General features: G+C 63.8%; 9 protein-coding genes. All 9 read right to left on the reverse strand.

What is annotated here, in order from left to right:
- Position 1: 1 nt before the first annotated feature.
- The 9 genes from CGA21_RS08035 to CGA21_RS08075 all read right to left on the reverse strand — a co-directional run bounded on the left by CGA21_RS08035 (position 2) and on the right by CGA21_RS08075 (position 12,007).
- Positions 2 to 829, reverse strand: coding sequence for an ABC transporter permease (locus tag CGA21_RS08035; RefSeq protein WP_179054842.1), 828 nt, complete (start codon positions 827 to 829; stop codon positions 2 to 4).
- 3 nt (positions 830 to 832) lie between these two features.
- Positions 833 to 1,792, reverse strand: a complete 960-nt coding sequence (locus tag CGA21_RS08040) for an ABC transporter permease (RefSeq protein ID WP_188263927.1) — start codon at positions 1,790 to 1,792, stop codon at positions 833 to 835.
- 161 nt (positions 1,793 to 1,953) lie between these two features.
- Positions 1,954 to 3,555 carry an ABC transporter substrate-binding protein gene (locus tag CGA21_RS08045; protein ID WP_188263928.1) on the reverse strand — a complete coding sequence of 534 codons (1,602 nt, stop codon included), beginning with the start codon at positions 3,553 to 3,555 and terminating at the stop codon, positions 1,954 to 1,956.
- A 97-nt stretch (positions 3,556 to 3,652) separates the two neighbouring features.
- Entirely contained in the window at positions 3,653 to 5,068 is a 1,416-nt protein-coding gene (locus tag CGA21_RS08050) for an aldehyde dehydrogenase family protein (RefSeq protein ID WP_188263929.1), read from the reverse strand.
- Positions 5,061 to 6,251, reverse strand: coding sequence for a pyridoxal phosphate-dependent aminotransferase (locus CGA21_RS08055; RefSeq protein WP_188263930.1), 1,191 nt, complete (start codon positions 6,249 to 6,251; stop codon positions 5,061 to 5,063). Before CGA21_RS08055 ends, CGA21_RS08050 begins: the two co-directional genes overlap by 8 nt.
- Positions 6,252 to 6,275: 24 nt before the next feature.
- The gene (locus CGA21_RS08060; RefSeq protein ID WP_188263931.1) at positions 6,276 to 7,883 is read right to left on the reverse strand and encodes a 5-guanidino-2-oxopentanoate decarboxylase; all 1,608 of its coding nucleotides are present in this window, start codon (positions 7,881 to 7,883) and stop codon (positions 6,276 to 6,278) included.
- Between the two features lie 10 nt (positions 7,884 to 7,893).
- Positions 7,894 to 9,993, reverse strand: coding sequence for an acetate--CoA ligase family protein (locus CGA21_RS08065; protein ID WP_188263932.1), 2,100 nt, complete (start codon positions 9,991 to 9,993; stop codon positions 7,894 to 7,896).
- A 17-nt stretch (positions 9,994 to 10,010) separates the two neighbouring features.
- Positions 10,011 to 11,171 carry an acyl-CoA dehydrogenase family protein gene (locus tag CGA21_RS08070; protein ID WP_110747274.1) on the reverse strand — a complete coding sequence of 387 codons (1,161 nt, stop codon included), beginning with the start codon at positions 11,169 to 11,171 and terminating at the stop codon, positions 10,011 to 10,013.
- 44 nt (positions 11,172 to 11,215) lie between these two features.
- Positions 11,216 to 12,007 (reverse strand): enoyl-CoA hydratase/isomerase family protein, encoded by a 792-nt coding sequence (locus CGA21_RS08075; protein WP_188263933.1) that lies wholly within the window; start codon positions 12,005 to 12,007, stop codon positions 11,216 to 11,218.
- Between the last annotated feature and the right edge of the window lie 143 nt (positions 12,008 to 12,150).

A 12,150-nucleotide genomic window follows, 5' to 3' on the forward strand; every position in this document is an offset into this window, starting at 1 on the left:
TTCAGCATTCCTTGAGGCCGCTGGACTTGTGCAGCATCCAGTCGACGACGAAGTTGACGCTGACCGTGATCAAGGCCACGGCCAGGGCGGGCAGTAAAGGACTGATGTCGCCAAAGGTGATCAGCACCGCGTTGTCGCGCACCATGCTGCCCCAGTCGGCCGTCGGCGGCTGGATACCCAGGCCGAGGAACGACAGCGCACTGATGAACAGGAACACGAAGCAGAACCGCAGGCCGAATTCGGCAATCAGCGGCGCTGCGGCGTTGGGCAGTACCTCGCGGGTCACCAGCCAGCACAGGCCTTCACCGCGCAGGCGCGCGGCCTCGACGAAGTCCTGCACCACCACGTTCATCGCTACGGCGCGGGACAGGCGAAACACCCGGGTTGCATCCAGCAGCGCGATTACCAGCACCAGTGAGGTGGCCGTGGTGCCGACCACACTGAGAATCAGCAAGGCAAAGATCAATTGCGGAATGGCCATCAGGATGTCAACGACCCGCGACAGGCCCTGATCGACCCAACCACCCTTGATCGCCGCGATCAGGCCGCAGGTGCCACCGAGCAGGAACGCCAGCACCGTGGTCAGGAACGCGATGCCCAGTGTGTTGCGCGCACCAAAGACCAGGCGGCTGAACATGTCGCGCCCCAGGTTATCGGTGCCCAACAGGAACTGCCCGCCCCACGGCGCGAAGCCCTCGCCCACCACCTGGGTTTCGCCAAACGGCGCCAGCACCGGGGCAAACAGCGCCACCAGGATATACACGACGATCACCAGTAATCCGAACTTCGCACTCAGCGGCGCCCGGAGCAATTGTTTAAGCAGGCTCATGGTCTACCCCTTTGGATGCATCAGGCGTGGGTTGCTGGCAATCGACAGCACGTCGGCACTGGTATTGAGCAAGATGTAGGTGGCGGCAAAGATCAGGCTGCAAGCCTGGACCACCGGGATATCGCGCTTGGCCACCGAGTCCACCAGCAACTGGCCAAGGCCCGGATAGACAAACACCACCTCGACCACCACCACGCCAACCACCAGGTACGCCAGGTTCAGCGCCACCACGTTGACAATCGGCGCCAGGGCGTTGGGCAAGGCATGCCGGAAAATGATGCGCGACTGGCTGATGCCCTTGAGACGGGCCATTTCGATGTAGGGGCTGGCCAGCAGGTTGATCAAGGAGGCGCGGGTCATGCGCATCATCTGCGCGATCACCACCAGGCTCAGGGTCGCCACCGGCAGCACCGAGCGTTCCAGTACCTCACCCAGGCTGGCGTTTGGCGAGAGGTTGGAAATGCTCGGGAACCAATTGAGTTTCACCGCAAACACCAGGATCAGGATGTAGGCGACGAAGAACTCGGGGAACGACACCGCGCTTAGGGCCGAGGTGTTGAGCAGGCGGTCGAACCAGCTGTTGCGGTACAACGCCGCGAGCATGCCCAGCAACAACGCCAAAGGCACCGACACCAGCGCGGCCAACAGTGCCAGGCTGAAGGTGTTGCCCAGGCGACTGCCGACCAGTTCGGCTATAGGCCGCTGGTTGGCCAGCGATACGCCGAGATCACCGTGCAGCAATTGCCAGATCCACTGCCCGAAACGGGTCAGGGGTGGCAGGTCCAGGCCCAGTTGCGCGCGATAAGCCGCCACGGTTTCCGGGGTGGCGGACTGGCCGAGCATGGCCTGGGCGATATCGCCCGGGAGCAGGCCGACGGCGAGGAAGATGATGACTGACACCGCGAATAGCGATAACAGCCCTAATGCCAAACGCTGAAGTAGCAACTTAAAAATACTATTCACCGTGCGATTCCTTACGAAGACCACCATTTCCCCCTGTAGGAGCGAGCATGCTCGCGATGGACGTCAACGATGACGCGGGCAGTCTGAGTGCCCGCAGTGTCTGGACGTTTTTCGCGAGCATGCTCGCTCCTACAAGGGTTCTTCATTGGTTTGGCGAGCGCTTACGCCTGCCACCATCGCTCGATCACGCGCAAGCCGTCGAGCTCTCCGTATGGCGCGGTCTGCCCACCGTGGGCCACGCGGTTGGAACGCGCCGCCACGGAGCTGGCGAACAGCGGCACGATCGCCCCGCCGTCGTCCCGGCACAGCGCCTGCATTTCGTTGTACATCTCCCGGCGTAGCGGCTCGTTCATCTCGCCCCGGGCAGCGTTGAGCAACTGGTTGAAACGCGGGTTGTCCCAATGGGTTTCGTTCCACGCCGCGCCCTTGGCGTAGCCGATGCTGAACATGCGGTCGGCCGTCAGGCTGCTGTACCAGAACGAGGTGGTGAAGGGTTGCTTCATCCAGACGTTGGAGAAGAAACCGTCGGCGGGCTCGCGCACCACGTCGATGTCGATCCCGGCCGCACGGGCTTGCTCCTTGAACAGCACCGAGGCATCGACGGCGCCGGTGTACGCCGCGTCGGAGGCCTGCAGGCGCACCTTGAGCGAATCCAGACCGGCCTTTTTCAGGTGGAAACGCGACTTGTCCGGGTCATAGGTGCGCTGTTCCAGCGCGGTGTTGATGAAGCGGCTACCGGGCTGGATCGGGTGATCGTTGCCCACCAGGCCATAACCGTACAGTACTGAAGCCAGCAGGGTTTCGCGGTTGATTGCGTGCTTCATCGCCAGGCGCACGTCGTTGTTCTGGAACACCTGGCTGTCGGTGAGCATCGGGAAGGTGTAGTGCTGGGCGCCCTTGGTTTCCTCGATGACCAGGTTCGGGTTGCGCTTGAGCAACGCTACGGTCTTGAGGTCGACCTTGTTGATCACGTCCACTTGCCCGGTGACCAGCGCGTTGACCCGCGCTGCGCCGTCGGCGATGGCGATCAACTCGGCACTGGCGAAGTGCGCACGCCCGGCTTTCCAGTAATCGGGGTTGCGTTCCAGGGTCATGCGTACGCCCGGTTCGAAGTCCTTGAGGCGATAGCCACCGGTGCCGGCGCCAGCCTGCCAGTCCGCCACGCCGTCCTTGCTCGGCAGGATCGCCAGGTGATAATCGGCGACCACATAAGAGAAATCGGCGTTGCCCGAGTGCAGTTCGAACACCACGCTGTCGCTGCCATTGGCGCTGACCTTGGCCACATCGCCCAGCACGGTCTTGGCCGCCGAGGTAGATTTTTCGCCCAGGTGATGCTGGATCGACGCGACCACGTCATCGGCGGTCAGGCTCTTGCCGTTGTGGAAGGTCACGCCCTGGCGCAGCTTGAAGGTCCAGACGCGGGCATCAGGGGTTGAGGTCCAGCTCTCGGCCAGTTCCGGAATCGCGGTGCCGTCAACGGCGATTTCAGTCAGGGTGTTATAGACCGCCGAGAAACCGACGAAGGTAAAGGTATCCGCCCAGGAGCCCGGGTCTTTCGAGTCGGTGGTACTGCCGCCGGCAAGTCCCAGGCGCAATACACCGCCCGGCTTCGGCGTGGCTTCTGCAGCGAAGGCGCCTGACGGCAAGCCCATGGAGAACGCCCCAGCCACCGCCACGGCGGCGGCACTGTACTTCAGGAAGTCCCTGCGCGGGAAACTCAATTCATTGTTCGCTTGAGTAATCTTGTTTTTGTTATCGCTCATTGCATTGCCCCTGATAAAAGCTAATGAAATACCCGTGCAAAACCACGCAAGACACCGGGCCTGGGCCCGGTGCATACAGTCTTTGAGTCGTTGACGGTCACACCTGGATCGCCTTCACTTCGACGAATTCGCCCAGCCCCTCTTCCCCCCATTCACGCCCGTTACCGGATTGTTTGTAGCCGCCGAACGGCGCCTGATAGTTGAACGCCGCGCCATTGAGGAAGCATTGCCCGGCTCGCAGCTGCCGGCCCAGTTGCAAGGCACGCTCGGCACTGCCGGCCCAGACCCCGCTGGACAGGCCAAACGGCGAGTCGTTGGCGATCTGGATCGCCTGCACCTCATCCTCATAAGGGATCAGGCACAGCACCGGGCCGAAGATTTCTTCCTGGGCGATGCGCATGCGGTTGTTAACGTCGGCGAACAGCGTCGGGCTGACGTAGTAGCCACGCTCCAAGTCCGGCGCCGCGTCGCCGCCGCACAACAAGCGAGCGCCCTCTTCCTGGCCGATCCTGATGTAATCGAGCACGGTGCGACGTTGCCCGTCGGAGCACATCGGCCCAAGGAAGCTCTGCGGATCCTGCGGATCGCCCATCTTCAGGCTCAGGGTTTCCTCCAGGGCAATCTCCAGCGCCTGGGCATACCGACTGGCTGGCAACAGCATGCGGGTCAACGCGGTGCAGGTCTGCCCCGAATTGATCATCACGTCCTGAACGCCGTAGCGCACCGCCGCCTCCAGATCGGCGTCCTCGGCAATCAGCAACGCCGACTTGCCGCCCAACTCCAGGCACACGCGCTTGACCGAAGGCGCGGCGGCCTGTGAGACGCGAACGCCGGCGCCGGTGGAACCGGTGAACGACACCATGTCCACGTCCGGGTGTTTGGCCAAGGCTTCGCCGACCTTGGAGCCCGGTCCGCTGACCAGGTTGAACACCCCGGCCGGCAGGCCGATGTCCTCGATCATCTGTGCCAGCAAAAACGCGTGCAACGGGGTTTCCTGGCTTGGCTTGACCACCACCGTGCAACCCGCCGCGAGCGCCGGGGCGAGTTTGCCGATCAGCTGGTGCAGCGGGTAATTCCAGGGGTTGATGAACGCACAGACGCCCACCGCCTCGCGGTACACCCGCGAGTTGCCGACTTCGCGCACTTCGTCCATCAGGCCTGCGAGTTCCACGTATTGCTCAAGGCCAATGATCGGCCCATCCACCTGCACCGAACGGCACCATTGCACCGGCATCCCCAGTTCAGTGGTGATCACCGAGGCCATTTCATCGGCGCGGTTCTTCAGTTGTTCCGCCAACGCACGGATGTAACCGGCACGCACGCTCGACGGAGTGCGCGACCATGGACCAAAGGCCTTGCGCGCGGCGGCCACGGCGTTGTCGACATCGCGTTCATCGCCCAAGGGCACGCTGCCCGCCACTTCTTCGGTGGCCGGGTTGATCACTTGCGCGGTGCCCTGGCCCGACGGGACTTGCCAGCGTCCATCGATAAACAGCGCCTTGTGATTAAGCATGTAGCTGAGCCTCCATCAGTTCCTGGGCACAACGGGCGATACGCTGGCAGGCATCGCGCAAGGGTTCAGGGCCAACCACCAGGCCGAGGCGAATATGCCCGGCCGCGCTCGGGCCGAACGCTTCACCGGCGAGTACTGACACCCCGTGGCGATCGAGCAGGCGATCAGCGAACGCCTGGGCGCTGAGCCCGGTTTCACGGATATCGAGCATCACGAACATCCCGCCATCGGGCTTCAAGGCGCGCACGCCCGGGCAATCGACCAGGTGCTCGCACACCAGGTCACGACGCTCGCGATAGGCTTCGCGCATGGCATCCAGTTCCGGCAGCTCACTTTCCAATGCCACGACCGCCGCATCCTGAACGAAATCCGGCGAACCGTAGAGCATGCACAGCGCAAGGTTTTCCAGGTGCGCGGCCAGGGACGGCGGCGCCACCACCCAACCCACTCGCCACCCGGTCATGGCATGGGATTTCGACAGGCTGTTGAGGGTCGCGGTGCGCTCAGCCATGCCTGGCAAGCTCGCTGGGCTGACGTGTTCGCCTTCGAACAGCAGCTCGCTGTAGACCTCATCGGAAATCAGCCACAGGTCGTGGGCGATGCACAATTCGGCCAACGCTTGCCAGGTGCTGCGCGGCAGGCTTGCACCGGACGGGTTGTGCGGACTGTTCAGCGCCAGGGCACGGGTACGCGGGGTGATGCGCGCGGCGACGTCTTCGGGCAGCACGCGAAAGCCGTTCTCCGAGCGCACCGGCACCGGCACGACCTTGGCGCCGCAAGCGCCGAACACCGCTTCGTAGGTGACGTACATCGGCTCGGCGACGATCACTTCATCGCCCGGATTGAGCACGCACTGGGCCACGCTGAACAGCGCGCACTGGGCGCCGGCCAGCACGGTGACTTCGTCCGCGGTCACCCGCTGCCCGCTGCGTTGGTGGTGGCGCCTGGCGATGGCCTCCCGCAAGGCGCGCTTGCCGCGTACCTCGGCGTAGTGGGTGTTACCGGCCAACAGACTGTCGATGGCGCCCTGCACGATGGGTTGCGGCGTGTCGAAATCCGGGTCGCCCACGGACAACAGCAGGATGTCCTTGCCCTGCTCCAGCATGGCCAGTGCACGGTAATGAATATCCCAGGCGGCAGCGCCGTCACCGGCGATACGTTGAGTCAGATCGGAAAAGCGCATGGCTTCATCCCCTTGAAATACAGATCAGTGTGCGCAGGCATGCTTGAGTTCGATCAGGGTCACGCCGTTGCGCTTGAAGCCGTGGCGCAGGTCCGTTTGCAACTCGGCCAGGCTTTGCGGTTGGTTCACCGTGCAACCGAACGCGCGCCCAAGGGCGGCGAAGTCGGGGTTGCGCGGCAGCACGCCGATGGGCTCGATATCCAGGCCAAGCATGTCGTCACGGATCTGCCCCAGCGCATCGTTGTTCCACAGCAACACCACCAGCGGGCTGTCCAGTTCCTCGACAGCGGTCGCCAGTTCCTGCGCGGTGTAGAGGAAACCGCCATCGCCGACCAGCACCAGGCCCGGGCGTTGCGGCGCACCGAACTTGGCGCCGATCCCGGCCGGCAGGCCGTAACCCAGGGTGCCGTAGCCAGTCGGGTGTAACCAGCTGCGGGTTGCGGCACTGTCGAACGCGTAATTGCCGGTGTAGGCCAGTTGAGTCATGTCGGTACTGATGAAGGCGTTTTGCGGCAGTTCTGCGGCAATGCGCTCAAGAATCGACTGATGAATCGATTGCAATGGACCATGGCTGGCCTTGATCGCTTCACGCAGTGCACTGACCGAGGCAATCGCAGCGCTGGCATCACGTACCTCGGACGGCAGTCGCCCGAGCAGGCCGCAGAGGGTTTGTTGCGCATCGCCATGCAAGGCCACGGCGCACGGGTAGAAGTCGTTGAACTTGCGCGGGTCGATGTCCACTCGCAGCAGCTCAGCGTTGAGCGGCAGGCGCTCACGCCAGAAGTCGGTGTCGGCCATTTCGGTGCCGACCGCCAGCACCACGTCGGCCTCGGCGATCAGGTTCCAGCCCGGCTCCACACACAGTGAGGAACCGGCGTTGAGCGGCGCATCCGGTGGTAACAAGCCCTTGCCCGCGACACTGGTGAACAGCGGCGCAGCCAGTCGGGTGCTGATTCCCTGCAGCTGCGAGGCGGCATCGAGTGCACCGCCACCGGCAATGATCATGGGTCGTTTCGCACCGTTGAGCTTGGCCACGGCTTGATCGAGTGCAGTGGCGGATGCCGGACCGCGCCCCGGACGGCGCACCACGTCATTGCTCCAGTCACGGGCGATCGGCGCCGACAACACGTCCAGCGGCACCGAAATGTGCACCGGGCGCGGACGCTCGCTGTCGAACACCGCGTAGGCACGGGCGATCAGTTGCGGCAAGTCTTCGGCAGTCAGGGCCACCGCCGAGAATGCAGTGATCGGCGCCGTCATTGCGCGCTGATCCTGGCACTCGTGCAGGATGCCCCAGCCCTTGCCCAGGCTGGCCGTGTGGTTGACGCTGGATATCACCAGCATCGGAATCGAATCGGCGTAGGCCTGGCCGATGCCGGTGGCGGCGTTGGTCACACCGGGACCAGTGATCACGAAGCACACGCCGGGTTTGCCGCTGACCCGGGCGTAGCCGTCGGCCATGAAACTGGCGCCTTGTTCGTGGCGCGTCAGCACGTGGCGAATGCCGCTGCCGGGCAGCCCGCGATACAGCTCGAGGGTGTGTACACCGGGAATGCCGAACACGGTATCGACGCCGTAATTGGCCAGCAGGCGCACCAGCGCCTGGCCTCCGGTCAAGGTTTTGTCTTGCATGTTCAGGTCCTCACGCATGGGCGATGCGAATCAACGCATCGACCGCGGTCGTGCCATCGGCACCGACCAACAATGGGTTCACATCGAGTTCCAGCAGTTGCGCGGCGTTTTCGCAGGCGTAGTCGGCCACGGCGCGGATCGCCGCTACCAGCGCGTCGAGATCCGCCGCCTGGCGACCGCGGAAACCTTGCAGCAACGGGGCGCTGCGCAGGCTCAGCAAGGCCTGGCGGATCGCGCCGTCGGTGGTCGGCAGCAACAGGCTGCGACTGTCCTTGAGCAACTCCACCAGAATTCCGCCGGCGCCAATCACCAGCGCCAGGCCGAAATCGTTTTCGCGCTTGATGCCGACGATCAGCTCGGCCAAAGGCGGCTTGGCCATGGGTTCCAGCAGCAGTCGATCGAAGGCCACCTGCGGCGCGTACGCGTTGATGCTGGCGCGCATCCTGTCCAACGCGGCGCGCAAAGCGGTGTCGTCCTTGAGATTCAGTGCCACTGCACCGGCTTCGGTCTTGTGCGGCAGTTGTGCGCTGACGGCTTTGACCACCAGCGGATACCCCATTGCTGCGGCGTCCTTCAGCGCATTGTCCGGTGTGCTCAACACGCCGTCGGGCGTCGGCAGGCCAAATGCACGCAAGGCCTGCTTGGAATCCCATTCGTTGAGCAATTGCCCTTGGCCTGCCAGCGCTTGAGGGCACAGCGGCACCAGTGCCGACTCGCCCAGCGTCAACAATGCCTGGCGCTTGCGTGGGTAACCGGCGATGCGCCCCCACGCCGCCAAACCGTCTTCGACGCCCTGCAAGGCCGCCACACCCTGGGCATGCAAACGCTCACGGGCGTGAGGCGGCAACAGTTCCGGGAAAGCCGAGGTGACGAAACCGGCCTTGCCGTGACGTTGCAGCGCCTTGCAGTAGAGGTCGAGCAGCAGGTCGCACTCCTTGCGCTCGCCGGTAAATTGCGCCGGGTAGTCGAGCACCAGCATTGCCGCGTCGGCTGGCGTGCGCAGGGCGCTGTCGAGCATGCGGTCCAGGGCTTCGCTGTCGCCCCAGATGGCGGTGGTGAAATCCAGCGGATTGACCAGGTTGGCGTAGCTGGGCAGCACCTGCGCCAGTTCGCCGACTTGCCCGGCATCGAGCTTGGGCAAGGTCAAGTCGTTGCGTTCGGCGTAGTCGGCGATCAGGCCGGCATCGCCACCCGAGCAGGCCAGCGCGATCAAACTGTTGCCTGTCGGCAGGTTTCCACACGCCGCCGCTTTCAGGGTTTCGACGAAGCTCACCGGGCCGCTGACGCGGATGACGCCGAGGCGATCGAACAACGCGTCGTACAGCGCATCGGAACCGGACAGCGAACTGGTGTGACTAAGGGCCAGTTCGGCACCGATCTGCGACACGCCGGTTTTCAAGGCGATGATTGGAATGCCCTTCTCCAGCGCCTTGTGCGCCGCGCGGGCAAAACCCGGGACGTTCTTCAGGCCTTCCAGATGCAGGCCGATGGCGGTGACGCGCGGCTCGTCGAGCAGCACGTCCATCAGTTCGGCCACCCCCAGTTGCGCCTGGTTGCCGACCGAGGCCATGTAGGCCACCGGCAGCGAGCGGTCGCTCATGGACAGGTTGTAGGCGAAATTGCCGCTTTGGGTCAGCACCGCCACGCCCTTCTCCACCGCTTTGCCACCATGGGCCACCGGCCACAGCGCGCTGCTGTGCAGATAGTCGAGCAGGCCGTAGCAGTTGGGACCGAGCAAGGCCATGTCGCCAGCGGCCTCGAGCAGCTGCTGTTGCAGGGCCTGGCCTTCGGCGCCGGTTTCGGCGAAACCCGAGGCGTAGCAGATCGCGCCGCCGGTGCCGATGGCGGACAGTTCAGCAACGCAAGTCAGGGTCAGCTCACGGTTGGTGGCGATGAACACTGCGTCCGGTCCGCACGGCAGGTCGGTAATGTTGCGCACGCAAGGCACGCCTTCGAGGCTGTCGTGTTGCGGGTTGACCAGCCACATTTGCCCTGGGTAGCCGCCCTCGGCGCAGCGCTTGAGGGCGCGGGCCATGCTGCGCCCGCCGACAAAGGCCACATGCCGTGGCGCGAGCATGCGCTTGAGGTTGTCACGAATAGTCTGGGACATGGCAATTCTCCGGGCGATCAGCGCAGCAGCGGCCGCAGCAGTTCGCGGGAAATGATGTGCCGCTGGATTTCCGAGGTGCCTTCCCAGATTCGTTCGATCCGCGCATTACGCCAGATACGTTCCACCGGACCTTCGTCCATCAGGCCCATGCCGCCAAATATCTGCACCGCCTCGTCGGCCGCGCGACCGAGCACTTCACTGGCGAACAGCTTGGCCATGCCAGCTTCGCCGTCGGTCATGGTGCCCTGGTCCATTTTCCAGGCGGTGTGCAGGGTCAGCAGTTCGGCGGCGCGGATTTGCGTGGCCATGTCCGCCAGCTTGAACGACACGCCTTGGTAGGTGCCGATCGGCTGGCCGAATTGCTTGCGGTCCGCCGCCCATTGCAGCGAGACGTCGAGTGCCCGTTGCGCCTGGCCGACGCAGTTGGCGGCGACCATCACCCGGCCGGCGGTCAGCCAGGCGTTGGCCACATCCCAGCCCTTGCCGACTTCACCCAGCACCTTGGAGGCCGGTACACGGCAGTCGTCGAAGAACATTTCGAAGGTGTGGTAACCGCGGTTGCTCACGCACTTGGGCCCCCGGCGGATGGTCATGCCCGGGGTGTTGCGATCGACCAGGAACGAGGTCACGGCATTGCGCTTCTTGCCGTTATGCTCGTAGGTGTCGGTGACGGCAAAGACGATGGCGAAATCGGCGTGGCCGGCGTGACTGATAAAGTGCTTGCTGCCGTTGAGGACAAAGTCGTCGCCCTCACGCACGGCGCGGGTCTTGATCGCGTTGGCGTCGGAGCCGGCACCCGGTTCGGTCAGGGCGAAGCAGTCGATTTTCTCGCCCTGGATGCACGGCAACAGGTAGTCGTTGATCTGCTCGCCGGTGCAGGCCATGAGGATCTTCGACGGCCGCGCGACAAACACGTGCAGCGCCCAGGAGACCTTGGACAGCTCACGCTCGATCAGTGCCTGGGACAGGTAATCGAGGCCACCACCGCCTACCTCCTCGGGCATGTTGAAGGCATAGAAACCGGCGGCGATCGCCTTGCCGCGGATCTGCGCGGCCAATTGCGGGGAAACTTCGTCGGCGCGGTCGACCTCGGTTTCATAGGGCAGCAGTTCCTTCTCGACGAAGCTGCGTACCGAGTCCACCAACATTTCTTGTTCTTGGGTCAGTTGGAAATTCATGGGTGCTACCTGTTGTTCGAGTGCTGTTAAAGGTTTACCGAGGGTCAGCGACCGATAAAACGCGCCGGGCGTTTTTCCGTGGCGGCGCGCAACGCTTCGTTGCCGTCTTCGCTGCGACCGCACAACAGGCCGGCAGCCAGTTCCGCTTGCAGTTGCTCGGCCAGGCTGCGATCGGCGCCTTCGCGCATGAGCTTTTTGGTCTGGGCGAAGGCAAAGGTCGGCCCGGCGGCCAGGCGTGCGGCGAGCTCGCCGGCGACGACGGGCAGTTGATCGTCGGCGCAGACTTCGCTGACCAGGCCGGCGTCCAGGGCCCGATCGGCACCCCACAGTTCATCGAGGAACAGCAGGCGCTTGGCTTGCTCGGTGCCAATCAGCCGTGGCAGGTGCCAACTGGCACCAGCGTCTGGCGAGTAGGCCATGCTGGTGTAGCCAGCCTTGAACCGGGCCGACTGCCCGGCGATGCGCAGGTCGCAGCACAGGGTCAAGTCCATCCCTGCCCCGACGGCGGTGCCGTTGATGGCGGCGATGGTTGGTTTATCCAGGCTGTGCAAACGGGTCATCAGGGCGTGGGCGGTTTCGGTCCAGCCGTAGGTTTCCAGTGCGCCACATGCCTCGGCTTCGGCCCATTCAGCCAGGTCGGCGCCGGCGCAGAAACTGCGACCGCTGCCCGTCAATACCACCACGCGCACCGCAGGATCAGCGTTGAAGGCGTCGAGCAAGGCGTGCAGGTTTTTTAGCGTCGGAATGTCCAGCGCATTGCGCTGGGCGGTGCGATTGAGGGTGATCCAGGCAACGCCGGCTTCGACCTGACTGAGCAGAGAATCGTGGGTAGTCATGCGAATCCTCGAATTATTGTGATTGGTCTGAGGTGATGCGACTTGGGGCCATACTAAACGAGTGTTCAGTAAGGCGGCAATTACTCGTGAGATTGGCTGTAACAAACCGAAAACCGCGTAAGCATCTGTTTTATCTGGATTAA

Source organism: Pseudomonas sp. PSB11 (assembly GCF_014596605.1).
In the GTDB taxonomy this organism is placed as follows: Bacteria; Pseudomonadota; Gammaproteobacteria; order Pseudomonadales; family Pseudomonadaceae; genus Aquipseudomonas; species Aquipseudomonas umsongensis.

Coding starts and splice junctions, on each gene's coding strand:
- CGA21_RS08035 (WP_179054842.1), bottom strand. CDS start 829: ATGAGCCTGCTTAAACAATTGCTCCGGGCGCCGCTGAGTGCGAAGTTC.
- CGA21_RS08045 (WP_188263928.1), bottom strand. CDS start 3,555: ATGAGCGATAACAAAAACAAGATTACTCAAGCGAACAATGAATTGAGT.
- CGA21_RS08050 (WP_188263929.1), bottom strand. CDS start 5,068: ATGCTTAATCACAAGGCGCTGTTTATCGATGGACGCTGGCAAGTCCCG.
- CGA21_RS08055 (WP_188263930.1), bottom strand. CDS start 6,251: ATGCGCTTTTCCGATCTGACTCAACGTATCGCCGGTGACGGCGCTGCC.
- CGA21_RS08060 (WP_188263931.1), bottom strand. CDS start 7,883: ATGCAAGACAAAACCTTGACCGGAGGCCAGGCGCTGGTGCGCCTGCTG.
- CGA21_RS08065 (WP_188263932.1), bottom strand. CDS start 9,993: ATGTCCCAGACTATTCGTGACAACCTCAAGCGCATGCTCGCGCCACGG.
- CGA21_RS08070 (WP_110747274.1), bottom strand. CDS start 11,171: ATGAATTTCCAACTGACCCAAGAACAAGAAATGTTGGTGGACTCGGTA.
- CGA21_RS08075 (WP_188263933.1), bottom strand. CDS start 12,007: ATGACTACCCACGATTCTCTGCTCAGTCAGGTCGAAGCCGGCGTTGCC.